Origin of the sequence: Natronoflexus pectinivorans (assembly GCF_004345615.1) — a bacterium.
GTDB lineage: Bacteria > Bacteroidota > Bacteroidia > Bacteroidales > Marinilabiliaceae > Natronoflexus > Natronoflexus pectinivorans.
Window position 1 is genome coordinate 271,220 of the sequence record NZ_SLWK01000002.1, and the last position, 26,016, is coordinate 297,235.

The following is a 26,016-nucleotide window of genomic DNA, read 5'->3' on the forward strand; positions in this document are numbered from 1 at the left end:
TAAATCGCAACCTGATCAGCAAAGTGTTTGCTTTAAAAGTGAATTAGAACAAAATTAAACCATTTCGATATGAAAAACTTATTATTTAATCTGTTTCTTGTGTTACTGGTTGCTTCCTGTTCAAGCAGGAATGCAATGGAAATTGATCTGTCCGGAAATTGGAATTTCAGAATTGATGTTGATGATGAAGGAGTTGAAGGACGTTGGTTTGAGTCCCTATTGCCGGATCTGATGGTGTTGCCTGGTTCTATGATGGAACAGGGTCTTGGACTGGAAATAACTTTGGAAACACAGTGGACAGGGAGTATTTACGACAGCTCCTGGTTTTTTAACCCACACACTGAGCCTTATCGTCAGCCGGGCAACTTGATGTTCCCTTTTTGGCTCACACCGGAGAAGTACTATGCTGGTGCAGCTTGGTATCAGAGGGTTGTAGAGAAACCTTCGAATTGGGATGGGGAACGGGTGTTTTTGCATCTGGAACGACCACATTGGGAAACCACGGTTTGGATAAATGAATCTAAGGCTGGTATGCAGAACTCTCTCTCAGTGCCTCATGTATATGATATTACAGATTTGATGTCAAAAGGAGAAAATGTGATTACCATACGAGTTGATAATCGAATTAAGGATATCAATGTGGGACCCGATTCTCACAGTGTAACCGATCATACCCAAGGAAACTGGAATGGAATTGTGGGTGATATTAAACTTATAGCTCGTCCAAATAGTTATATCCAAAATGTACAGGTCTATCCCGATGTGCCATCTAACAAGGTGAAACTAATTGGCAATTTAGTTAATAAATCAGATAGAAAATATCATGGTGAGATTGAAGTTTCAGCCATTCTTGCCAATGTAAACGTTTCAGTACCTCCTGTATTAGCATCTTTTCCTGTAACAATAGAGTCAGGAGAACAGTTGGTTGAGTTGGAGTTTGATATGGGTGAAAAGGTGCAGTTGTGGGATGAGTTTCATCCTGCCTTTTATCGGCTCGAAGTAAGTCTTAAGATTGATGCAGGTGCCACTGATGTGTTTAGAACGCAATTTGGTATGCGCACATTTACAGCTGAGGGTACGAGGTTTGCCATAAACGGACGTCCTGTTTGGCTTCGGGGTACAGTAGAGTGCGCTGCGCACCCGCTTACCGGTTATGCACCAATGGATAAGGAATACTGGAAAGAAATCTATCAAAAGGCCATGGCTTTTGGAATCAATCATTTTCGTTTCCATTCCTGGTGTCCTCCTCGTGCAGCTTTTGAAGCCGCTGACGAACTAGGCGTATACCTGCAACCTGAAGGGCCATTTTGGACCAATCATGGAACATGGGTGGGTGATGGACTCCCAGTCGATCAATACATCATTGATGAATGCGATCGAATTCTGGAGGAATATGGCAATCATCCTTCCTTTGTTATGTTTGCATATGGAAATGAACCAGCAGGTCGGAATCAGATCCCGTTCCTTAACGAATTGGTGGAATACTGGATGGAAAAGGACAATCGAAGATTGTATACCCATGCTGCCATTGGACGCAGTTGGCCTTTGGCTCCATCCAATGAATTCATAATAAGAGCTGAGTCCAGAGGGCTTCCATGGGATCAACGCCCCCAGAGTTTGTTCGATTATGCCGAACGCATTGCTCCTTATGATGTACCGTACGTAGCTCATGAAATGGGTCAATATTGTGTTTTTCCTGATTTTAGCGAAATACCTAAGTATACCGGGGTATATCAACCAAGGAATTTCATGATGTTCCAGGCCGAACTGGAACGGAAACGAATGGGTGATCAAGCTCGTGATTTTTTTATGGCTTCGGGACATTTTCAGGTGATTTGTTATAAAAGCGAAATAGAAGCTTCCCTTAGAACTCCAGGGAATGCCGGTACTCAATTGCTGGCTCTTAATGATTTTCCGGGACAGGGGAGTGCCATTGTTGGGGTGACCGATGTGTTTTGGGATGCAAAAGATTATGTGAAACCTCATGAGTTCAGACGTTTTTTTGGGACGACTGTACCTCTCACACGTTTTCCAAAATTTGTTTATACCAACAAAGAAGTGTTGCTTGTAGAAGCTGAAGTTGCTCATTTTGGTGAATCTCCATTACTAAATGTAACGCCTGTTTGGAAAATCACTGATGAAAATGGCCGGGTAATAAATGAAGGAACACTCCCACCTACAAATATTTTATTTGGGAATTCTGAATTAGGAGCCATTCGTTTTCCTCTGAATTTTAGCATGGAAGCGGGTAAATATAATCTGGAGTTATCGTTTATGGGATTTGCAAATGATTGGGATTTCTGGGTTTACCCGGCTGAATTGCCAGAGGTGGCAGATAATGAGATATTTATAACGGATGATTATAACGATGTAGCAGTCGAAATACTTAATAACGGAGGTGATGTTTTGTTGTTGGCTGCCGGGAAAGTGGAGAAGGGAAAGGACGTGGTTCAGTATTTTCGCCCGGTATTCTGGAATACTTCGTGGTTTCAGATGCGTCCTCCTCATACGTTAGGCATTTTAACCAACCCGAACCATCCGGCTATGGCTGATTTTCCTACAGATTTTCACAGTAATTTACAATGGTGGGAATTGCTACACAATCAACAGGTAATGAACCTGGATAATTTCCCGGCTGAATTCAAACCCATTGTACAACCCATTGATACGTGGTTTATTAATCGAAAACTTGGGTTGATTTTTGAAGTCAGGGTGGGTGAGGGTCGTTTATTGGTTTGCAGTGCTGATCTCGAAAGTGATATGGAGAATCGAATTGTGGCCAGACAAATGCGACATTCTCTAATAAATTACATGCTGAGCGATGATTTTAGCCCTGCATTCACTGTTGACTCTGATCTTGTAGCAGAAATTTTTACCGAAGGGGATTATGATATTTATGATGTCCATACAGCCGGAAGTCCCATGGATTTAATCCCTGAGCAGTGACCAGGGAGATTATTCAGAGAATTGATTATTACCAATCTTACATTTCAGATTATAGAATAGCGTTAGAGACACAACACTTTGTGTCTCTAACGCTATTCTAAGTTTTAAAAGGATTACATTACAATCTGGCAAATTTATTATTTCTGAAATTCAAGTTTTTATTAGCAAATTTGTTTATCCCAGACTTAAAACTATTGGTTTAAATTGATGTTTTGGGAAGCGCTTCATTATATCCCATTATTTGCAGGTGCCTTATTTGGCTACAAATAACAGGACAAAATTGAGATTCCTATTGTTGTTTTGGGAAGTTTCTTTTTATGTAATAGTTCGCTAAGATTTTTTATTTGCCTAATTATCAAATGTTTAAGAATTTGTTGCAGTGATTTTTAATTATCAGATAATAAGAAGCTTACTTGTGTCTTATATCTAATAATCTATGAGTCTAACGATCTATTGTTTATGGAAATGCTTCTAATAAATTCAAAATTAATGAACAGAAATATCCGAAGTAATGCATATAAGACGCCCAATATCTTTTATTATTGATCAGGTTCCCAAAATTTATATGTAGTTTGTTTGCCCTGGATCCCGGAGTTATCATTAATAGAATAACCATTAATTGTGGTGGGTTGATTGCGACATATTCAGTTTTGGATGAGACCTTAGTGTTTGATTAATCTATAGAAGTAAAATAATTTGCAAGATAATATATTATAACTGTTTTATTATGAGTAAATAATTGCACCTTTTTAACCTGCTTTATTGACATAGGTCGAACTTCGTTTCATGAATTGTCGTAATGAGATGATCAAATACCAATAAATATGGACAACCGCAACGAAAATTGATGAAGGGAATAATGAATTATTTTCAAATCAATTTTATTGAGGACGTCCAGATTTAGTAGGTAGTTGAGCATCGTAATAGATAATTTGTGAATAATGCAGGTTAAGGACTATGGGGTAAAAGTAAACTCTTATATTATTAAAACAGTCATAAATGACAAATTGTCATTTATGACTGTTTTTTTATGAAAAATTGACTCGCATTACCTGGTGGTATGTAGTTTGTTAGTGACTATAATGGATAGAGTAAATTAAAGTTTAACTAAAAAATGGAGGACAAAGCTATGACACTAGCAAGATTTTCTGGTCATCTTCCCTCGTTGTTCGACCATTTTTTTGACAATGAGTTGTTTGACTGGTCGAACCGGAACTTCTCAACCACCAATACCACACTGCCATCAGTAAACATTAAGGATACCGATGAAGCATACAAGGTTGAGATGGCTGCTCCCGGACTCTCAAAGGAGGACTTTAAAGTGGAGTTAAACCAAAACACCCTCACCATCTCCTCAGAGAAGAAATCTGAGAAAGACCAACAAGAGGATGAACAATTTACCCGCAGAGAGTTTAGTTATCAATCATTTACCCGCAGTTTTACCCTGCCCGATATTGTGGATGCAGATAAAATTGAGGCACGCTACGAAAACGGTGTTTTGTTGCTCAGCATCCCGAAAAAGGAGGAGGCTAAGCCAAAGCCCGCTAAAATGATTGAGATCAAGTAAAATCTTAGGGATATGGGGTTGTCTCTGATTGCATTTGTAATTTACTTCCTTTAATTATAAATCGGGGATAACCCCTATTTTTCTCACAAGGTGGTTTTTATTATTACTGGTGAAATTCATTAAATCACAAGGTTATGGAAATAGCAAAATGGACATCAGATATAAAACCTAAAATTTCAGGTTTTTTGGGGAAAATGTTTGGCAAGGGTGATGATGGCTTGCCTGCGAACGTTTTAGACAGCAATAAAGCCTTTAACATTGAGGTTGCACTTCCAGGTTTAGATAAGAAAGATGTTAAGATAGAAGTGATAAACAATTATCTGGTCATATCATCTCAAAAAGATTACTCAAACGAGGAGAAAAATGCCAACTGGATTCGTAGGGAATATGGATACAGCTCATTTACACGATCTTTTCGTTTGCCCGAATCTGCTGATCAGGATAGAATAGATGCCAATATGAAGAATGGCATACTTTCTATTTCAGTTGGAAAGAAAAAGGGATACGAAAGTAACATCAGGAGAATTGCGATTGCATGATTTAAATGAGAATTGTAAATGGTTAGATGGTATAGAATTAAAGTGGTTAGGGGGATACAACTGAAATAAAAGAGACGATGAGTCTCTTTTATTTTTTTATTTTCAAGAATGTTGAAAACGACATGTTTTGTAACAAAAGCCTTTTTTTTGCGTAAAAGTATAGGGGTTATTTATACTCATCATTTTTGCATTAGTAAAATACAACTCATCTATATTTAAACCAAAACTCAGAGTCATGCTCAAATCTACGATTTTTTTATTCTCCTTTCTTTTGTTTGTTTATTCAAATGCCCAATCCTATGAAAATCCTCATGATTACTTTGATGGAATGGGTTGGCAGAACGATCCGTTTTTGATTCAAAGCGTGGAAGATTTAAACAATCTCCGGTTATTTGCCAATTCCGAATGGGATGATATCTTTTATGAGCAAACAAACGATATTGATCTGGATATTGCACCCTACAATTCAGGTCTAGGGTGGGAGCCTATTGGCCGTCCTATAGGAAATGACTATGATGGTCAGGGCTTTCAGGCAAATTTTAATGGGAATGGTTATCAAATTACGGGGCTCTACATCAACCGACCCGGTGAAGATTATGTAGGGCTGTTTGGATATATAGCCAATAGTGCTATCCTGAAAAATGTAAGGATTGTAAATGGCGATGTTACTGGAAGGGATCATGTTGGTGGCGTGTTGGGATATAACTCCGGCGGATCAACCATTGAAGATTCTTTTTTTGAAGGCTTTGTTAATGGTCGCGAGTATGTAGGAGGATTGGTAGGCCGAAATACAGGAGCTTATGTTTTTGGCTCTTTTAGCCTGGGGTTGGTTCAGGGGGAGCAGAGAGTTGGAGGTCTAGTTGGATTTAACTCTTTTGCTAGTTTTCCTCAAGGTGTAAGAAGTTGCTACAGCAACGCTTCTGTAATTGCAGATTCTTTTGGCGGCGGTCTAATCGGGCACAGTCTTAATGCTGCTGTCTCCAACAACTATAGCACGGGAATGATTGTATGTGAAATTTTCGGTGATGGTTTAGTTGGTTTAGCTGAAGGGACAACCTCTCAAAATGCATGGAATAAAGAGACTTCCGGGCTTGATTGGATCAATCCTGAAGGGGCAGGGACGCCATATACAACAGCTGAGCTTCTGGATCCAGATGTGATGCATTCTATTCTTGCTGCAGGAATGACACTCCCAAATGGTGAGGCCTATGGATATGCAACTTGGCAGCAAGAACCATGGCCACATAATTATCCCGGGAAAATCATGCTTAGTTTGGAGAGTAGCCCGGAGAATTCGGCAGAACTATCAGGTGCCGGAGAATACCATAATAGTACAATTGCTTTTGTAAAATCTGAGGCTCAACCTGGTTTTGAATTTCTATATTGGAAGAATCAACATGATCAGGTCGTCAGCCATGCGGATAGCTTTGTTTTTGTAATACCCTATGAGAATGCTTTATTAACAGCGCATCATGATTATGTGGACTTTAATCTTTCTGCGGAAGCTTACCCCGAAGGAGCGGGAGAGGTATCTATTGACCCTGATAAGGAGCATTATCATGTAGGAGATCAGGTTACTCTTAATGCTACATCCAGCGGTGAGTATCTTTTTGCAAACTGGACTGATGAAAATGGGACTGTTTTAAGTGAAGATGCGGAGTTTGTATATACAATGCCGGCAGATGATGTTGTTGTTACAGCTAATTTCGGAGTTTATACTTTGCAGGTTAATGTATCGGATACCGATAAAGGAGTGGTTGAAATAGTTCCTGACCGGCCTTATTTTAACCCGGGAGAAGAAATCAAAATCATCTCTGTTCCAGTTGAAGGATGCTTTATCGCAAATTGGGAAGATGATGATGAAAACGAATTAGGAAACAGCACCGTCCTTATTTATACAATGCCCGAATCGAATGCGGTGATTACAGCTGTTTTTAAAAGATATTTTGATGTGGGATATGGTACGGAGGAGAATCCCTGGTTGATTGAGAATGCTGAACAACTTGATAATGTTCGTAGGTTCACCGGGAAGGAACATGGGGATAAGCATTTCACCCAAATCAATGATATTGATTTAGGGGTTGCCCCCTGGAATGTGGATAATGGTTGGAAGCCCATAGGAGGTCCTCTTTATGCTAATGCCTTTAACGGAGTATATGATGGAAATGGTCATAGCATTTCAAACTTGTATATCAACAGGCCCGAAGAGGATGCTGTTGGTTTATTCGGAATGCTTGCTTATTCTGTAATCAAAAATGTGCATTTAAAAGATGTTGCCATTACTGGAAGTAATTCGGTTGGAGGGTTAGTAGGAGTTAATAGAAGCGTAAACAGTGGATTATTTATTGAAAATTCTTCTGTTTCCGGAATTGTGCAAGGTGGTGCTGCGATAGGCGGAATGGTTGGGGAGAGTACACATCTAAGTACTATTTCTGATTGCATTACTGATGTTATGGTTTCGGGTCAATCGTCTGTGGGTGGTTTTGCCGGATATGCATCTAATTTTACGAGCATATCTCGATCTTCTGCCTACGGAGATGTTTCCGGAACTAGCAGTTATACAGGAGGATTTATAGGAAGAGCCCTAAGTTACACAATCATTGAGGATTGTTATTCAAAAGGTAGTGTAACTGGCAATTTGTATTGTGGTGGCTTTGTAGGGTTTATATCTTCCAATCGGCATCTGCAGATTATTAACAGTTTCTCAACCGGAAATGTTGTGGGGGAGAACCATCTTGGAGGTTTGATGGGAGTTGCTGAGGGTAATTGTACAATATTGAATTCATATTACAACATTGATGAGGTTACCATCAATGGAGAAAACACCATTACTCTTGGTGGGATTTTTGGAAGTCAGTTTGACCATTGGATTTCTAATGATTTACATATGAGTATCTCCGATTATGATGAAACACTAGTGCTTGATGGCGATTATTATAATATAAGTTCTCTTGATGGGATGAGGGATGTGTTAGCATTTATTGCCGATGAGGATAAGCGTTTTAGGTTGACAAATGATGTTGATGTACAAAGCATTCCCGGGTACAACATGCCTTATTTTAAAGCTGCTGAATTTAACGGGAATGGACATGCTATTTTAGGAGTTGATATCAATGTTGATTCATGGTTTAACGTTGGTTTTTTCGGAATAGTAAGAGGCTCTGTAATTCGGGAATTGGGTCTTTATGAGGCCAAAGTATCCGGGACTAATCACGTAGGTGGTTTCGTAGGGTCAGGACAAGACCTTATTATTGAAAATTCCTGGATGTCGGGTGAGGTCACCGGGACTCGTGCTGTCGGTGGATTGGTTGGAAATTCCAGAAATGTTGATATTAGTGAATCTCTGTTTACAGGAAAAATACAAGGAGATTATACTGTTGGAGGATTAATTGGAGAGAATAGTATCGGTAGTAGTATTGTGAACTCTTATGCATCATCTTCAATATACGGAGAAGTTTCTAGTGGAGGTTTAATTGGAATTGGACGAAACATTAGCATTGAAAATTCTTATGCAGTCTCCCTTACATCAAATGAAAACATAGGCGGTGTTATTGGGTCAATAGTAACCAATCCTGATGATGTCGTTGGTAATTATTGGGATGAAGAGGCCTCAAGTCAGGAAGACTGTGCAGGTAAAGGGCAGGGAACTTATGGAAGAACCACTACAGAGATGTTATCTCAATCCACTTTTGCAAACTGGGATTTTGATGAGATTTGGCGCATTGAGGAGGGCGTGTCTTATCCTTATTTAAGTTGGCAAATTGAACCAGACACCCATAACTTCCCTCCGGAGCGTTTCCAATTAACCCTGGAGGTCTCGCCGGAAGAGGGGGGCACAGTGACTGGTGGAGGCGAATTCTCGGCAGGTACTATGGTTCGATTATTCACACAAAGCGCAATTGAACATGATTTCATCGGATGGAGGGATGAGAGTGACCAGATTATAAGTACTGATGATCTCTTTTATTATGAAATGCCTTCGGCAAATACGGTTTTGGTTGCAGAATACTCTCGTAGAGATTATCTGTTAACAGTTAACATTTCCCCTGATGATGCCGGAACCGTTCACGTTGACTCGGAAAAGGATTCTTTTTATTTTAACGAACGGGTTCTTTTAACCGCTGATCCCGCCGAAGGCTACAGGTTTGTCAAATGGACAAATGCCCAAGGTAACGACCTCGGTTGGGATGAAATATATGAAGTTGTGATGCCTGCCGGAGATTATGTAATTAATGCCAACTTTGAACTCATAGATTTCTCTTTTGGAGTAAATATTGTCCCTCCTCATACGGGTTTAGTGACCATGGATTTGGAGCAGACATGGTATAATATAGGAGATGAAATCACTCTGTTTGCTGCTCCTATTCAAGGTTATGTGTTTGTTAATTGGCAGGACGCAGACGGAAATATTCTCGGAACAGATCAGGAGGTGTTGTTTACTATGCCTGCAGGAAATGTTCAGCTTTTTGCCAATTTTACAACAGCTAACAATTTGGATGAGTTCGGATTAAATGGTATTAAAGTGTATCCGAATCCAGTTGTTGATGTTTTGATGGTTGAGTCTGAAAAGTTCATGCATCAGTTGGTTCTGTTCGCAACTACAGGTGAATTGTTGTTAAGGAAAAATGATGCAGCATTTAAAGCTGAAATCAATATGAGAGGATTATCGTCTGGTATATACCTCTTAAAAATAGTAACGGATGATGGTGTTGAAGTTATGCCCGTTTTAGTTAATCTATAGTTTTTTTTGCTCCGGCTATGATCACATCCCCTTTTTGAGGTTAAATGTGTTTAGTTTAATTCAGAAAGTATAAAGGGTTTTACTATTAAATGTCAATTAAACAGATTTTTAATAGTAAAACCTTACTCTTCTTATTAGAGTTAAATGACCTGGCTGTCGTTAGGCCTAAGCATCCACTCGGTTCATACATGGATTATATATGAGCCACCTCAAGAAGTCGATAGGGAAGGTGAAAAAGCTGGTACCCATTACGGTTGAGGGTTTGTTATAACTTAATCGGACGTTGGAAAATTCCCAATAAAATTCTGAACAATACAGAGTCTGGCTGTTATTAGTCATATTCAGATTCAATTGTATACGAATTAATAATAGTATATTGTATACTTTTGCTTATTTTAGCCATTGTTTAACAATTAGTGCTTGGTGAGATGTTGGCTTTTTGTATAATATTTTTTTATTGTATCCATATTCTTTTTTGGGGATGTTTCAGAAACATATCTGGATGCGTGTTTGAAACAAGTAAGGACTCCTAATTGCGAATTGTCCCCCTTGATAATTGAGAGTTTTATAAAGTTTTTCAGCCAAAGTAAACTATGTTTTTTTGAGAAAATCAATAAAAGTAAAAAGAACTACAATTTTAGGGCGCATAGAATATTGTCTCTCTATTTTGGAACCAAAAAATACAAAACTATAAATCTATGAAAAGGAATCTTGTACATTTTTATTATTGCTTTATTTCAGTATTGTTGTTGGGAGCATTCTCCAATAATGATTTACAAGCATCTTATCCTAATGAGGTACGCCAGGAAGGCGATAGTTATATCTGGAGAATTGATGGAATAGACAGGGGCACAACATCAAGTTTTACTCAGGCTCTGAACAATGTAATCTGGAGTAATGTAGCTCCTGTAGAGGGACGTGAAATTCATGTCCTTTGCTCCGGTGCATTGACCAGTTCAATATCAATGGCTAATGGACAGAAATGGTTTTTCCATGGCAATACGTTAACACGGAGTAACAATGATACTCAAATGATTAATGCCAGGAATGTAAATGATATAGAGATTCATGACTTAATAGTTAAAGGGGGAGGGACCTACGGAATTCGGTTAACAGCAAGTAACAACATTGTTGTAAACAATGTTGCTGTTTCCAATGCACACATCGGGATTAGGATTGATAGCCGAGCCAGCAATCCGTGGGAAGCTCGTATCCACAACGTAACAGTAACCAATTGCCGTTTTGAGAACACTGGATCTCATGGACTCGAAACATATGGAGTGGTAGGTATTCATGTTGATAACATTATTGCAAGAAACACGGGAGGTTCCGGAGTTCAATTTAATGCAACGTCAAATGGAACAGTTGGCACAGTAGACGCCTACCGATGCAGTTATTTGGGTGGTTATGCCGGCATGCGTTTTGCAAATGGCTCTCACGATATGGTTGCAGATACATTGTTTGCCCGAGAGTGTGGAAGGGGGCTTTTTGTGCTGTCTGATAGTTACAATATAACAGTAAAGTATGTTGAAGCAATAGATTGCATCGACCAATGGGGAGCCGGACGCGGTGTTTGGCTACAAGATGTTTCAAACGTGCGGGTTGAGTCGGGGTGTAGCAATACCGGTTGGAGTACTTCAGGAGCAGGGACTTATGCTAATCTAAGCAGATACTGTAGCGATGCTGACCGACCTGTTACCTATAAAATTAGAAACGTAGAAACCGGTATGTACCTTAACGGAATGGGACGTACTGCTAATGGATCACTAGGTGGGCAAACCATTGAAGGTACAAGTCTTAATGCACAATGGGAAATGGAGAGGTTTCCCGGAGGGGATTTTGGTTTACGGAACCGTGGGACAGGCTTATTTCTGGATGCAATGGGTGGTGATGGATTTGGAAATGGATCGAACTGTGCACAGTGGAGTGAAAGTGGACATGTAAACCAACAGTGGGACACAACAAGGGTCGATGAACAAATTTTTACCATCAGAAATATTGGGACTGGATTTTTTCTTGACGGAATGGGGAGGGATAACAATGGCGATAATGTAGGAATGTGGCAAGATGATAGCCGGGAAAGTGCAAAGTGGGAATTGATTGGTGTTCCGCCTGCTGCACCAACCGGACTTAGCATGAATTACATTAAGCACAACGGCTTTTCTTTAAGTTGGGATGGATTGGAGACCAATGGGAGTTATGGGGTTTATATTAATGGCGAATTGATTTATAATACAACTGAAACGACTGCTGTAATTGATGGTCTGATCTTTAATACAACTTACTTAATAACTGTCAGAGCATTGGATGTTGCAGGTAATGTTTCTGAGGACAGCGAGGCTCTTGAAGTAACCACACTACCCGACCCGGGAATTGATGATGAAGAACCTCCAACCCCACCAACAGGTCTTACAGTTGTTGAAAAAACTGATACATCTATATCATTAACCTGGAATGAATCAACTGATAATATATATGTGGAAGTTTACAAAGTTTATGTTGATGATATCCTTAAGGTGATAACAAACGATAATTCAGCTATAATTTCTGACCTTGTACAGGGGACTGAGTATTCAATTATTATTGTAGCCGTAGATCCATCCGGCAACTCATCCGAGAGTGAGTTGTTTACAGTGATGACTGTCGACATTGAAGCACCTACAACTCCCACAGGCCTTATAGCAGAATTTACCGAAACAACAATTTTGATGTCATGGGCCGCTTCAACTGACAATGTTGGGGTTGTTGGTTATAGGATATTTGTTAACAACAACTTTGTGGAAACAATATCAATTACATCGTATGACCTTAGTGAATTTGAAGATTTATCAACTTTTACATTTGGTGTTAGTGCAATAGATGCTGCAGGAAATGAATCAGGAAGAGCGTCTTTAATTGTTAGTAATGAGCCACCTTCTTTAATGAATCATTACGAATTTGAAGGAAACGTCAGGGATAGTAAAGGAACTAAGCATGGAACGGCTTTCGGTTCTCCAACATATCCAGATGGCTTAATCGGGAGAGGAATTAATTTTAGTGGGAATAACGACTATGTAAAGTTGCCAAATGGAATAGTTACCTATTCGCAACTAACCATTGCGACTTGGATTAAGTGGAATGGGGGAGGTGATTGGCAGCGAATTTTTGATTTTGGAGATAATACCAGTAAATATATGTTTTTAACACCAAAAACAGGAAGCTCATTGCGTTTTGCTATACGCACGGAGGATGTAGGCGAACAAATTTTAAACGGACCGTCTCTTCCTGTTGGCGAATGGAAGCATGTTGCCGTAACTATGGAAGGGGAAACTGCCAGATTATATGTCGATGGTTTTATGGTTGCAGAGAATACCGAGATGACTTTACTACCAAATTATTTGGGTATTACGCAAAATAATTTAATCGGGAGATCTCAATTCCCGGACCCTTATCTTAATGGACAATTAGATGATTTTAGAATATATAATTATCCGTTAAGTTCAGAGGAAATCAATGCACTAATAACCGAAGCTTCTGAAGGAAACGGAACGAGTATATCAAATTTATATTCAAAAAATCAGGATGTAGCTGTTTATCCGAACCCATCGTCTGGTAAATTTACTTTAGAATTAGCAGACTTTAATCCAGGTGAAATAAATATTTCAGTTTATGATATCAATGGACGGATTCTTTTGCATAAGAAAACGGATTTATCTGGGGGGATTAAAACTATCAATTGTGACTTCCAGGAACTGGAATCCGGATTATATTACCTTCAGGTTAGCGATAACATAAGTATGAAAACATTAAAATTAATCATAAGAAGATAGTATTTCTTTAATCATTTTGTTGTAGTTGTAAGTAATTGACAATGCAGTGGGTTTACATAAAAGGGGTTGAGTTAAAACTCAATCCCTTTTCTTGCTTCTACACCATTGGCGTAGTAATGTTTTATCTCCTTCATTTCAGTTACTAAATCGGCAAAGTCCATCAATTCCTGCGGTGCATATCTTCCGGTTATCACCACTTCGGTGGCTGGATGTTTTTGTCTGAGAATCTCAATCAAATCATCGGTCTGAAAGAGATTGTAATATAATGCAATATTAGCTTCATCAAGCACAATCAGATCGTATTTATTTGATTTCACAATTTCTGAAATCTCTCGTAAGCCTTCCTTTGCCGCTTCAATATCGGCCTGTTCAGGTTTTTTATAGATAAAACAACCACGACCGTACTGTTTTAAAGTGATGTTGGGAAGATATTGCCGAATGGCATCTATTTCTGAATAGATTTTTCCTTTTACAAACTGGCAAAAAAACACTTTTTTGCCGGCTCCCACTGCTCTGAGCGAAAGCCCGAAGGCAGCAGTGCTTTTTCCTTTGCCATTGCCTGTATATACTTGAATGTATCCTTTTTCTGAAGTTGGATGAGTCATGATTAATTTTTTAATTTGTTGGGTAAAGTTAGCAATAAGTCACAATTTTGGAGGAACTAAACAGCCAATGTTTCATAGTGATTTATAAAACTGCATTCGATTCAAATTTCCTTCTGATTATCAGTATGGTTGTAAGATTTATTAAACATTCCGTTCTGTTGTCTGTTTGAATTGTGGCTGCATATTCCATTTTACCGGTACAGACTGGCGGGTTAGTACTGATATTTTAATAAATTTGTATGCATTCAAGAGAAAACTATATGGAGATGGCAGAAACATCCGATATCGATCTAAGTTTCGAGGATTTTAAAAATGAGGTGTTAAACGATTATAAAACAGCACATCTGAGCAGGCAGATGAGCCTGATAGCCCGAAAAGAGGTGCTGACCGGTAAAGCCAAATTCGGTATTTTTGGTGATGGCAAAGAGGTGGTTCAAATTGCCATGGCTAAACAATTTCGTAATGGCGACTGGCGTTCCGGCTATTATCGTGACCAAACTTTTATGCTGGCTACCGGAATGACGACGCCTCACCATTTCTTTGCACTTTTATACGGAGAAACCAGTACAGAACTGAATCCCGATAATGGCGGACGCTCCTTCAATAACCATTATGCTACTCGTTTTATCGATGAGGATGGTAACTGGCGCAATCAGATGGAAGGCGGGAATACTGCTTCTGACATCAGCCCAACGGCTGGGCAAATGCCCCGTTCGGTAGGATTGGCGCTGGCTTCCAAGTTTTATCGCAACAATGAAGAGTTGCATCAACTCACACAGTTCAGCAACAAAGGCAACGAAGTTGTTTTTGTTACCATTGGAGATGGCAGTACTTCCGAAGGCCACTTTTTTGAAACCATGAATGCTGCCGGTGTTTTGCAAGTTCCAATGGCCGTTTCTGTATGGGATGATGGATTTGCTATTTCTGTCCCAACCGAAAAGCAAACCGTTAAGGGAAGCATTTCCAAAGCCCTGCAAGGCTTTGAAAAAGGAGCACGTGATAAAAATGGTGTTTTAATTTACCGCGCTAAAGGGTGGGATTACGCAGGTCTGTGCCAGATGTACGAAGAGGGTATCGCCCGTTGTCGTGCAGAGCATGTTCCCGTGTTGTTTCATGTTGATGAAATAACTCAGCCCATGGGGCACTCTACTTCCGGATCACATGAGAGATATAAATCTCAAGAGAGAATGAAATGGGAGAGGGAAAACGATTGTTTGGTTCGTATGCGTGAGTGGATTGTGGAGTCGGGGCTGGCCGTTGATACAGAGTTAGATAAAATTGAAGAGGAGGCTTTAAAAGAGATCAAAGAGATTCGAAACGAGGTTTACCAAAAATTTATGCAACCGCTGGAGCATGAGCGCGATGAGCTTATTCACCTGGTAACTTCAAAACATTGTGTGTGTAATCTGGCACGTCAGAATCAGATCGATGAAGCCATACATCAACTGCAGACGGCTCATACGCTCAATCGCAAAGAGATTTTAAGTGCAGCCCGCAAGGTGTTGCGCAATGTTTGTGCCAACTGCGACATTCCCGGCGGATTGAAAAACGAGCTGAAGCAGTGGGTGGTGGACTACCGGAAAATGGGACATGAAAAATACAATACCTCTCTATATGATGAGTCGCCTCGATCTGTGTTGAAAGTTGTGCCTGTAGAGCCTGAGTATGTTTCTGACTCTGAGATGATTCATGGCCGTGAGATCCTTTTGCAAAACTTTGATGCCATGCTTTCCCGTGATCCCCGACTGATGATTTTTGGAGAAGATACCGGTAAACTTGGAGGTGTTAATCAGACTCTGGAGGGGATGCAGGAGAAGTATGGTGAAAATCGTGTTTTTGATACAGGGATTCGAGAAACCACCATCATAGGTAAAGGCATTGGTTTGGCTTTGAGAGGACTGCGACCAATTGCCGAAATCCAATATTTTGATTACTTGTTGTACGCACTTCAAACATTAAGCGATGATGCAGCAACGCTGCATTACCGTACCAAAGGCGGACAAAAAGTCCCATTAATCATCAGCACACGCGGCCATCGTCTGGAGGGCCCATGGCATGCCGGTTCCCCATTAAGTATGGTCATCAACTCCATACGCGGGGTTTATGTTTGCGTTCCGCGCGACATGACACGAGCTGCCGGGTTTTACAACACTCTCTTACAAGGAGACGATCCGGCATTGGTCATTGAGCCGTTAAATGGGTATCGTTTAAGGGAAAAAAGGCCAGAGAACCCTGGTGAGTTCAGAATCCCGTTAGGAATTCCGGAGGTATTGAAGGAGGGACGTGATGTCACTCTTGTAACTTATGGTTCGTGTGTTCGCATTGGATTGGAAGCTGCTCGTCAACTGGAAGAAGTTGGCATCTCCGTTGAATTGATTGATGTACAGACACTGTTGCCTTTCGATATTCATCATGTCATTGTGGAGTCGGTTAAAAAGACCAATCGCGTGGTCTTTTTCGATGAGGATGTTCCGGGAGGAGCTACGGCATATATGATGCAAAAAGTGGTGGAAGAGCAGGGAGGTTTTTATCATCTGGATGCTGCCCCCGTTACTGTTTCGGCCAAAGATCACCGGCCGGCCTATGGCACCGATGGCGACTATTTCAGCAAACCAAATGCCGAAGATGTTTACGAAGCCATTTATGAATTGATGAATGATGCCAGTCCGGGTAAATTTCCGCCTATTTACTCATGACATGCTCTAAATAACGGGAATGGTAACCACAAAAGTGGTTCCCTTTCCGGTTTCACTGGTTACGCTGATGCTCCCTTTGTGCAGCGAGATAATTTTATGAGCCAGTGGCAGCCCAATTCCGTTTCCTTCGGTGTATGAACGGTTGCTGCCGCGGAAAAATGGCTGAAATATCTCTGTTATCTCATCTTCCGGAATCCCAATTCCGTTATCCTTTATGGTGATGGTTATGTCTTTTTTGAATTGATGGATGAATGTTTCGCATCTGTTGTCGGGGCTAAATTTACAACCATTCTCCATGATTTTTGTGAAGGCTGTTTTTAGAAGGTATTCGTTACCGAATACCTCTGCGGCTTCATCATTTTCCTCAAAGTCCTCAAAATGGATGTTGACTGCATACCCGGGATGATGTTTCATCACGGTCTGCATAGCGTCCAAAAGAACTTCATCCATGCGGATTGCCTTGTAGCTGATTTCCTGGGGGTCGTAGCCGGCCTTTGCCAAATCAAGCAGGTTGTTCGATAAAGCAGCCAGTCGTTTGGAATCGAATAAGGCATTTTTTATGATTTTCTGATACTCTGATACAGAACGCTCTTTCTGAATGGCCAGGTCAAGTTCCGTGGTCATGGCGGCCAACGGAGTTCTTAGTTCATGGGAGATGTTGCTCACAAACTCCTTTTGAGAGTTAAACGAATCCTCCAACCGATTGAGCATTTTATTAAAGGTGTCTGCCATTTGCGAAAGTTCATCGCGGTTTTCTGTTGACGGAAGCCTTAAATCCAGGTTGGAGGCTGTGATGGACTCTGCTTTTCGAATCATGGCTTTTACCGGGTCAAACGCCTTTTTTGAAAAATAGCGCCCGGCCAGAATAATCACAGCCATTGCCATGATTAAAACCGTAAGAATGGTGTTTCGCAAGTCAAACAGCTTACTGAAGCCGTAGCGGTCGTATGCCGCTGCGGTAACGGCGTATGCCGTTCCGTTTGCCTCGTAACGAAGCCCGATGACCTGCCAGTCGTTCTGAAAGAAGCGAATTTCTCCTTTGTTGATGATGTCATCAATCATTTCTCGTGTTTCCTGCACATGGTCAATATCTGCTGCATCGTGATATAACAAGTTAAAATCGGCATCATAAATGGCCACTTCTACTTCGTTAATCACTTCAATATTGCTTCGGTAAATGGTTTGCAAGGTTGTGGTATCCACCTTGGCAATAAAAAAGAGGTTGGCTTTGGTAATGGCTTCCTGCTCCAGTGCGGTAAAGAATTCACTTTGGCGGCTTTTATGAGCAGAATAATAAACAACTGCGGAAAAGGCCAGCAAAATGGCCGTGCTTAAAATGCTATATATCAGTGTGAGTTTTGTGCGAATTTTCATGATATATTATCCTTTAACATAAACCCCATGCCCGATTTGGTATGAATCAGTTTGGTTGAAAATTTCTTGTCAATTTTATTTCTCAGGTAGTTGATATAGACATCTATGAAGTTTGTGCCGGTGTCAAAATGTGTCTCCCACACATTTTGTGCTATTTCCGTTCGTGACAGTACCCGTTCTTTGTTTCTCAACATGTACTCAAGCAACTTAAATTCCTTCGGAGTGAGGTGTATCTCCTGGTTGTCGCGTTTCACCAGTTTGGTGTGGATGTTTAGTTCCAGGTCTGCATAACTGAGTATGGCCTGGTTGTTATTATCAATCTGGTTATATCGTTTCAGCAGGGTACGTATTCTTGCAAAGAGTTCCCTGAAATCGAAAGGCTTAACCAGGTAATCATCGGCACCTGCATCAAAGCCTTCCACTTTGTCGTCGGTGGTTCCCAGTGCGGTGAGCATGATGATTGGTGTATTGGGAATTTGCTCCCGAAGCTCCCGGCATAGGTCTATCCCGTTTATTTTTGGCAGGATGATATCGGTGATGATGAGGTCGTAAGAGCCGCGTAATGCCAGCTTTTTGCCTGTTTCTCCGTCGTAGGCAACATCTGCCTGACAGCTGTTTTCTTCCAGGCCACGCTTTATAAGCGTGGCAATGCGCTGTTCGTCCTCTATTACCAGAATTTTATACATGTTTTCTGAAATCAAATATCAAAGATAAAAGTGTATTTCATCAACAGCATATTTTCGTGGTAAATTTTTTCCCCATAATGCTGATACTCTAATCTTAATCTGTGATTTGTGTATGGAAACCAGGAAATTCCTGAAATAATTGACTTTTCGTTTATGGTTCCCACACCATCTGTCGCAAGAGGCAGTTTTAGTTGCTGGTACATGATGCTTGCACTCCAATTTTCAGATGGCGAATATACCAGGAAAGCATAAGCACCGGGGTAATTGCTGCTTCCATATTTGCGGTTCATCCACTCGGTGGTAAACAGCAGCGATTGATTGCTTCGTATGTTGTGGCTGATGGTCAGGCTGCCGCCCCATCCATTCTTTTTTAGTCCGGTTCGTAGCTCTCGCATTTTAAAGTTTTCTTCATCTTGTAGAGCCAAAAATGGATGGTTGGTTGTTTGATGTTCCCAATATCCAAAAATGCGGGGATTAATGGTTGTGCGTTCGTTTGTATGCTTGTAGCTTAAGGTGTTGGTGAATAGAGTGTTCTCTTTTTCAATGCCGTTTTTTGCAAATTCCGTTTTTAGTGCTAACTCTGAATTGTCGGTTGAATAATGCAGTTTGGTTCCTATACCGTCAATGGCCATTCCGTGATTACTTCCCCAATAAGATGTAAATATCCGTGGTTTCATGTTAAACTGAAAATCGGCCAAATGCAACTGGTTTACCGGCGAGATGCGTGAGAACCAACGTCCGGCAGTAACTGTAAGAAATCTGGTCGCATTCCAGGTTAGGTAGAACTCTTCCACTTCCAGTTCTATATCGTATGGCGATGATTCAGTCATGCGTGTTTGACGAGTTTCGTTGAGTAAATCGTGCCATGGAGAGGAGTCGAAGTGAAATGCTCCAAACAGGGAAACCTTTTCATTAAAAACCAAATCAATATCAATCATTACTGCTGCTACACCCATCATATAGTTACCCGATTCTGTGGTTTGCTTTGCAAACAGCTCTCCACCAATCTCCAAATCAACTTGAGGAATAGCCATGGAGTTTTGAGAATTCATAACAGTGGAGTTTAGTAAAGTGAGAATGACTATCTGGATGGTAAAAAGACGAATTGAGATGACTTGCATAAGATGTAGTCTTAAATGAAATGTGGGTTTTTAAATTGCTGTTGCAAAGTTAGTAAGTGTGGTTGGTTATATGATTAGAATACACTTAAAATAAAATTAGAAAAACATTAGAGATGTTTTGGTGGTGTTGGTTTAAAGTGCACATATATAGGATTATATGATTTTTTTTCTTTTTGGGCTGGGGTTTTAATTTGCAGTAAAACAGTTAGATATAATTCTAATTTTATTTTAATTTATTTCTAAAAGTCCTCTAACGACAGGTTACAAGGGGGTGGCGTAGTTTTGCGGTTAGAAATTAACAACCAAAAAATAATAACCATGACTACTTTAAGATTCAAAAGAAAAGCAAGAAGCAATTTTACCTTTCTGACTCTCTTTCTTTATAGCATTGGCATCATTGCATTTGCCGGTGAAAGAGATTCAGAGAGCTCTGCTCAAACAGGCTTCCCCGTGAAAGGGTTCGTAATTGACGGAGGGAATGAGAGAGAGCGTTTGCCTGGGGCAACGGTTTATATCCCTGAGTTAAGTATGGGGGTTGTAACATCAGAGGATGGAATGTTTACTTTGGACGGTCTTCCGGCTGGTCGCTACGAAATGATTGTCAGTTTTATCGGGTATCCTCAGCAACGGATGAATATCAATGTCCCTGCCGGGCAAGATGTTCTGCGAATTTTTATGGAGCCGGGAGGCGTCCGCATGGACGAAGTGGTGGTTACTGCATCGCCAACCAGAAGTCCTGTTAATTATCAATCTGTGCAGGCATTCAATACAGCTGATCTCATTCGAAAAACTTCGGTGTCTTTGGGAGAGATGCTTGATGGAGAGCCTGGTTTAAGCTCACGTTCGTTTGGTGGAGGCCCTGCACGTCCTGTAATCAGGGGGTTCGATGGAGAGCGTTTGGTCGTACTTGAAAATGGTGAAAGGATGGGCGATATTCAGTCAACGGCGCCAGATCATGCCATTACTTTGGATCCATTAGGAATGAGTCGGGTTGAAGTGGTGCGTGGCCCTGCAAGTCTTCTGTATGGTTCAAGTGCATTAGGAGGTGTAATAAATCTCTTTACCGAAGATGCCCCAACACACTGGGATGAAGGTTTTAGTGGTGGCGCCGCATTTCATGGAGCTACCGTCAATAACTTGATGACTCAGTCAGTTGGTCTTAGAAAAGGGACAAAAGATCAGGCTTTGGCGTTGCGATTTATCAGAAGAACTGCCGGAGAGACAAATACTCCGGATGGAGTATTACCCAACACGCAAATAGATAGTTACACTGCTTCTGCAGGATGGAGCTTCCGCAGCAATCGTTTTAAAGGAGGCATTTCCGGACGCTATTATGAGAATCATTATGGAGTGCCTGAGTTTGCATCATTGAGTGACCCGGCAAACCCGGGAATGTATATAGAAGAAGAGCCGGAGATGGAGATTCGTATCAATAGATTTAATGTTCAGGCTCATGCCAGTTTAACTCTAAATACATTCATTGATGAGATTGAAGGCCGGTTAAGTTATTCATCATCTTTGCAGGAAGAGGGAGAGCCAGATCCACTTCCCGAGGAGTTGGAATTGGAAATACAAACACAGACCGTTAGTACTTCTCTACTGTTTTTACACAGGCCATTTGCTTTTTTCGACAGGGGTACTTTTGGCTTTAATCTGCATCGTCGTTATCAGGAAGTGGATGGTGTAGAGGCATATCATCCGGGAGAAGATATTTATAATCTCGCATTTTTCACCTTCCAGGAAGTTCCTCTTAACCAATCTCTGAGGATGCAATTTGGTATAAGGGCTGAACAGGAGTGGTTGTCATCCACTCAAAATCGCTGGTTCCCTGAAGATGAAAAAACCACGGATGAAACATTCAATGTGGTAGGGTCGGTAGGCTTTAATATTCGTCCTGCATCAATCGAAGGGTGGGAGACAGGAATTCAAATAGCTCGTGCCCACCGCAATCCAACCATTTTAGAAAAATATGCTGATGGATGGCATGCCGGTGCAACCAGAGTTGAACTTGGTGATCCTACATTAAAAAGTGAATATGGATATGGAATCGACCTTTTCTCAAAATATGCCAATGAAAAATTCCAAATTGAAGTCAGCGGGTTTGTAAATCGCATTGATAATTACGTGGCTTTGCGAACTCTTGATCCTGTTGAGGCGGTTAATATTCCTTACAGAGTTCGACCCGATCGGGAATTTCCAAACACTGTTCAGTTCTTTGGGGCTGATGCTTTGTTAGCCGGATTCGACTTGAGAGGAAGCTACTTTGTTTTTGATAATTTGAGAGTCGACATGGGTGTGGATTATGTACAAGGAACTCGACGTGACGGAGACAAAGATCCTCTTCCATTTATGCCCCCATTAAGAACAAACATAGGATTAAATTATGTATTAAACCAATTTACAGCAGGGAGCAATTTTAGGTATGTTTCGGCTCAAAGCCGAGTGCCTTCAGATGAGTTGCCGACTGATGGTTATGCACTTGTACGACTGGAAACCGGATATCGCTTCTCAATAAGAAATGCCGGAACACATTCAATCAACTTTAGAGTTGATAATGCTTTAAACACAAGCTATCAAGATCACCTATCTGTTGTCAGAAGATTTCCTAACCCACAATTAGGTCCTGCGGCACCTGAGCGTTTTAATATGCCAGGGCGAAATTTCAATCTTGTTTATAGAATTGTTTTTGGATGATTCCGGATTATGTTACTGTGTAAGCTGTGCTTACCCAGTAACATGATTATTCAAGGGGAATTGAAATTATTCTTAAACAATAACTTTTGATAAATTTTAAAAATATATGAAACATCCATGTCAAAGGAAATTAACACACAGGCGATGTACTGAGCGTAGTCGAAGTAAGGTTGATTATTCATGGATGTTCTCCCGAGTACTCGGGAACCTTAAAATACAAATTATAGAGTATATGAAAGTTCCATAAGAGAGAAACTCACAACAAGCATACGCATACAAATGCCTGTGGCACTCTCATAATACCAATGAATTAACTTAATTATATGCGAATGGAAATATCTTAACGACAACAGATGGTTTATGACCTCCTGTTTTAAGGGGCGTAGCCCTGTTATCTTCGTAGAATTAAGTATCAAGCGTAGAAAACAGAGGGGCGTTAGCCCTGAAATCTAATAAATAATATGCATCTGGAATGGAGGTGATAGATTAAATATGAATCTAACAGATTCTGGAGAGTTGTAGTTTATGCAGTAAGATGCCAGGGCTAACGCCCCTTGGATCCTGGTTTGATGCTTATCTGCTAAGAAGATGTTAGCGCTACGCCCCTACATTAAACAAAAATTATCTAACGCGAATCATAGAGTTAGGACGCTCAAGGCTTTAGGAAATCAGGTCCAATTTGTATCTTCGGCCTCAAAAATCATCTCAAAAACAAGATAGTGCTCTATATCATATTCTTTACCCCAATTTTCGATTTCAGTTTCACTATTTAAAACAGTACACCAATATAAAACTTCATCTTTTTTATAGGGCAACATGTAGGTAAGGAAATAGAATTTCTTTCCTGGTTCAATCTTTGAATGCTTGCCCTCAACCATGTTTCTCAGACTGTAATTTTCAGAATTGACGGCATCAAACTGCCTTTCCACTGTAACACCCGGAAATGCAAACCTCATTTTTAGTTTGTTGTTTGATGTAAGTTTTGAAATGATGTCTATTGTAAAAATAGTATCGTTAATTCTTTTAATATTACGAACAGGAAAATCAGCTGAATTAATTAAATCGGATTCTGATTTTATCTTGCCATTCCATATCTCTTTTACTGTAATACGGTAACTTTTGTTGATTAATTCATCTCCATTATATCGAATTTTTAGAAATTCGATTCCTTCAAATGCAAGTAACCTTCTTATATCAGAATCATTAACAGTTTCATCGGTTGTAAGAACAATTCCACTAACCGGTTTCTGTCCGAAAGAATGAATTGATGTTATTAATATTAATAACACCAGAAAATATTTTTTTATTTCCATCTGTTTATGGTTTTGTTTTTCCGTTGATTCTTGTGTTTTGGGAGAACTCGTTCCGATGCTTCGGTACGAGCTCTCACTAGACTTCGTGTACAAATTAATAACAAATTATTAACAGATGAAACATTAAAGATAGACAGTGCTTTTGGTATTAATTTTTAGAAATTATTAATTTGTCTTCAACTCGATAAGAGTCGTTATAGATCACGATGTTGTATAAACCTCCGGGTAAATGTTCCATTGATATTTGGGTTTTACCTTCATGTATTTCTGATGAATGAACCAATTGACCTGAAATATTAAAAACCCTGACACTGCTTTTTTGACTCACTTCAATGGTGTAAATCCCATTACTTGGATTAGGATAAATGTTATATTTGTTGTTTTGCTTTAGACTGTTAACACTGGTTTGGACGCTTCCAACAACTTCAAATATGTATGGTAATGAAATATTGGTTTCAGTATGGAGCACCAAGCTATATAAGCCATTATTGATAGGAAATGAATGATTTTTTGGGGCACCTTCTGAGTCGAACAAATCGTCTTGATGAATGGTTATGGGGGTTGAAAAGTCTGTTCTGTCATCCCTGGAACCACTTACTTGATAGAACTGTATGGTTCTAATATCATCACCCGGCCACCAATAGACGCCCGTGTTGTTATCTGATATGGGAAATTCATCAAAAATAAACTCCATCCATTCAAAAATATCTCCAAAGTCTGAGTTCCCACCTACATTCGGGGGTGGAATAAAATCAATTGCCTTTTTATACATCGACATCCAGTTTCCTGTGCTTCCCACATCCCAATCTGTTGGAGGATTGTCATATCCCGTTCCATTACAGGTAATAGCCGGATCCAAATCTAACCAGGTGTTAGCATGATTATTGAAAAGACCAATTTCAACGTCGGGGTTTTGGCTCACCAATTCTCCACAAACGCTCTCGGCAGAAACCTGAATAATGGCTACCATTTCCTGGTAGTCTTTGTAATGACCTAAGGCTTTTTGTATTGCATAAACATCATCAACGATCCACTGGTTGTTCATATCTCTATAATTTCCGGTGGTACTGTTGGGGATTTTCATAAGTTTTACCCCATCCAGTTGCTGGTTGTTCTGATTAAATACCGACCAACTGACATCATAATGCGCAAAGGTATTCCAGTTAAGATAAGCATTGGGGTCATGTTGGGTACTTTGGCTGTTCGCTTTAAGCGACTCCCATTCGGTAAAATTCATGTATCTATATAATGGGCTGTAAATATTATCATCTTCATCGTAAGTATAAGTTCCATAACTCCCGTTTATCCTTACAGCAGAATATCCATTATTCAGAGGCTGTCCGGTATTCATGTTATACTCTTCTAAAATTTCAATTTTGTAAGCGTATGTTCGTCCATTACAAATAGAATAGCATACCGGAACCCATTCTGTGGCCGGATACATAGCTTTTTCAATCCATTGATCCTCTGCAATGGTTTCACCTGAAGAGTTTTGTCCATATACTTTGAATAATTTTTGAGTTGAGGGGTCTTCAAACCTCTGCGGGTTAATTCTGAGATAATTTTCTCCATCTCTACTGAATTGGCTTTCTACTAACTCATAGTTTTCAGAATCGCCTTCTCTTATGATTTTGTAAATATCAACCCTCCAGTTTAATATTTCAGGGTGGTCGCCGGAATTAAAAACAAAGTAATTTTGGTAGGCATCGGGAGTTCCGTAAATGATGGGGTTTTGAATTCGGTCTTCAGCGTAAAGACTGAAAGCAATATTTACAAAAATCGCTATAAACGAATGTTTTAGTAAAGAACTCATAGCTTATAAGTTTTGTGGCAGGCTCTATTTGTTAGGTCAAATAAAAAAAAAACTCTGAAAAAGCAGAACCTGTTAACAGTTTTCAGAATTTATAGAATGATTAGATTTTAAA

13 protein-coding genes are annotated in these 26,016 nt (G+C 40.1%); 7 read left to right on the forward strand and 6 right to left on the reverse strand.

Features of this window, described 5'->3' with window-relative positions:
• The first annotated feature begins 69 nt into the window (after nt 1–69).
• The 5 genes from EV194_RS04510 to EV194_RS04530 all read left to right on the forward strand — a co-directional run bounded on the left by EV194_RS04510 (nt 70) and on the right by EV194_RS04530 (nt 13,602).
• A complete protein-coding gene (locus EV194_RS04510; protein ID WP_132432544.1) occupies nt 70–2,946 on the forward strand; it encodes a sugar-binding domain-containing protein in 2,877 nt (958 codons plus the stop codon).
• Between the two features lie 1,129 nt (nt 2,947–4,075).
• Entirely contained in the window at nt 4,076–4,513 is a 438-nt protein-coding gene (locus EV194_RS04515; RefSeq protein ID WP_132432826.1) for an Hsp20/alpha crystallin family protein, read from the forward strand.
• Between the two features lie 134 nt (nt 4,514–4,647).
• Entirely contained in the window at nt 4,648–5,052 is a 405-nt protein-coding gene (locus EV194_RS04520; RefSeq protein ID WP_132432546.1) for an Hsp20/alpha crystallin family protein, read from the forward strand.
• Nucleotides 5,053–5,287: 235 nt separating this feature from the next.
• Entirely contained in the window at nt 5,288–9,793 is a 4,506-nt protein-coding gene (locus EV194_RS04525; protein ID WP_132432548.1) for an InlB B-repeat-containing protein, read from the forward strand.
• A 698-nt stretch (nt 9,794–10,491) separates the two neighbouring features.
• Entirely contained in the window at nt 10,492–13,602 is a 3,111-nt protein-coding gene (locus EV194_RS04530) for a LamG-like jellyroll fold domain-containing protein (RefSeq protein ID WP_132432549.1), read from the forward strand.
• A gap of 71 nt (nt 13,603–13,673) precedes the next feature.
• Here the strand turns inward: EV194_RS04530 and cobO are convergent, their stop codons facing one another.
• Complete coding sequence (gene cobO / locus EV194_RS04535) at nt 13,674–14,207, reverse strand: cob(I)yrinic acid a,c-diamide adenosyltransferase (protein WP_132432551.1); 534 nt, start codon at nt 14,205–14,207, stop codon at nt 13,674–13,676.
• Between the two features lie 239 nt (nt 14,208–14,446).
• Between cobO and EV194_RS04540 the strand changes: the two genes are divergently transcribed.
• Entirely contained in the window at nt 14,447–16,903 is a 2,457-nt protein-coding gene (locus EV194_RS04540; RefSeq protein ID WP_207915909.1) for an alpha-ketoacid dehydrogenase subunit alpha/beta, read from the forward strand.
• 6 nt (nt 16,904–16,909) lie between these two features.
• Here EV194_RS04540 and EV194_RS04545 read toward each other — a convergent pair whose 3' ends face one another.
• From EV194_RS04545 to EV194_RS04555, 3 genes are read right to left on the reverse strand one after another with little or no spacing between them, the layout of a single operon-like run.
• Nucleotides 16,910–18,277 (reverse strand): HAMP domain-containing sensor histidine kinase, encoded by a 1,368-nt coding sequence (locus EV194_RS04545; protein ID WP_132432553.1) that lies wholly within the window; start codon nt 18,275–18,277, stop codon nt 16,910–16,912.
• Nucleotides 18,274–18,963, reverse strand: coding sequence for a response regulator transcription factor (locus tag EV194_RS04550; protein WP_132432555.1), 690 nt, complete (start codon nt 18,961–18,963; stop codon nt 18,274–18,276). Before EV194_RS04550 ends, EV194_RS04545 begins: the two co-directional genes overlap by 4 nt.
• 11 nt (nt 18,964–18,974) lie before the next feature.
• On the reverse strand, nt 18,975–20,084 hold the full coding sequence (locus EV194_RS04555; RefSeq protein WP_132432556.1) for a hypothetical protein: 1,110 nt from the start codon (nt 20,082–20,084) through the stop codon (nt 18,975–18,977).
• A gap of 318 nt (nt 20,085–20,402) precedes the next feature.
• Here EV194_RS04555 and EV194_RS04560 point away from each other — a divergent pair, with 318 nt between their 5' ends.
• Nucleotides 20,403–22,778: a TonB-dependent receptor gene (locus EV194_RS04560; RefSeq protein WP_132432558.1), complete on the forward strand. Its 2,376-nt coding sequence runs from the start codon at nt 20,403–20,405 to the stop codon at nt 22,776–22,778.
• 668 nt (nt 22,779–23,446) lie between these two features.
• Here EV194_RS04560 and EV194_RS04565 read toward each other — a convergent pair.
• Both EV194_RS04565 and EV194_RS04570 read right to left on the reverse strand, forming a co-directional pair.
• Nucleotides 23,447–24,091, reverse strand: a complete 645-nt coding sequence (locus tag EV194_RS04565; protein WP_132432560.1) for a hypothetical protein — start codon at nt 24,089–24,091, stop codon at nt 23,447–23,449.
• 148 nt (nt 24,092–24,239) lie between these two features.
• A complete protein-coding gene (locus EV194_RS04570; RefSeq protein WP_132432562.1) occupies nt 24,240–25,904 on the reverse strand; it encodes a T9SS type A sorting domain-containing protein in 1,665 nt (554 codons plus the stop codon).
• Between the last annotated feature and the right edge of the window lie 112 nt (nt 25,905–26,016).

What these genes read in the sequence shown, in the direction of transcription:
- EV194_RS04510 (WP_132432544.1), top strand. Translation starts at nt 70, where the DNA reads ATGAAAAACTTATTATTTAATCTGTTTCTTGTGTTACTGGTTGCTTCC.
- EV194_RS04515 (WP_132432826.1), top strand. Translation starts at nt 4,076, where the DNA reads ATGACACTAGCAAGATTTTCTGGTCATCTTCCCTCGTTGTTCGACCAT.
- EV194_RS04520 (WP_132432546.1), top strand. Translation starts at nt 4,648, where the DNA reads ATGGAAATAGCAAAATGGACATCAGATATAAAACCTAAAATTTCAGGT.
- EV194_RS04525 (WP_132432548.1), top strand. Translation starts at nt 5,288, where the DNA reads ATGCTCAAATCTACGATTTTTTTATTCTCCTTTCTTTTGTTTGTTTAT.
- EV194_RS04530 (WP_132432549.1), top strand. Translation starts at nt 10,492, where the DNA reads ATGAAAAGGAATCTTGTACATTTTTATTATTGCTTTATTTCAGTATTG.
- cobO (WP_132432551.1), bottom strand. Translation starts at nt 14,207, where the DNA reads ATGACTCATCCAACTTCAGAAAAAGGATACATTCAAGTATATACAGGC.
- EV194_RS04540 (WP_207915909.1), top strand. Translation starts at nt 14,447, where the DNA reads ATGCATTCAAGAGAAAACTATATGGAGATGGCAGAAACATCCGATATC.
- EV194_RS04545 (WP_132432553.1), bottom strand. Translation starts at nt 18,277, where the DNA reads ATGAAAATTCGCACAAAACTCACACTGATATATAGCATTTTAAGCACG.
- EV194_RS04550 (WP_132432555.1), bottom strand. Translation starts at nt 18,963, where the DNA reads ATGTATAAAATTCTGGTAATAGAGGACGAACAGCGCATTGCCACGCTT.
- EV194_RS04555 (WP_132432556.1), bottom strand. Translation starts at nt 20,084, where the DNA reads ATGCAAGTCATCTCAATTCGTCTTTTTACCATCCAGATAGTCATTCTC.
- EV194_RS04560 (WP_132432558.1), top strand. Translation starts at nt 20,403, where the DNA reads ATGACTACTTTAAGATTCAAAAGAAAAGCAAGAAGCAATTTTACCTTT.
- EV194_RS04565 (WP_132432560.1), bottom strand. Translation starts at nt 24,091, where the DNA reads ATGGAAATAAAAAAATATTTTCTGGTGTTATTAATATTAATAACATCA.
- EV194_RS04570 (WP_132432562.1), bottom strand. Translation starts at nt 25,904, where the DNA reads ATGAGTTCTTTACTAAAACATTCGTTTATAGCGATTTTTGTAAATATT.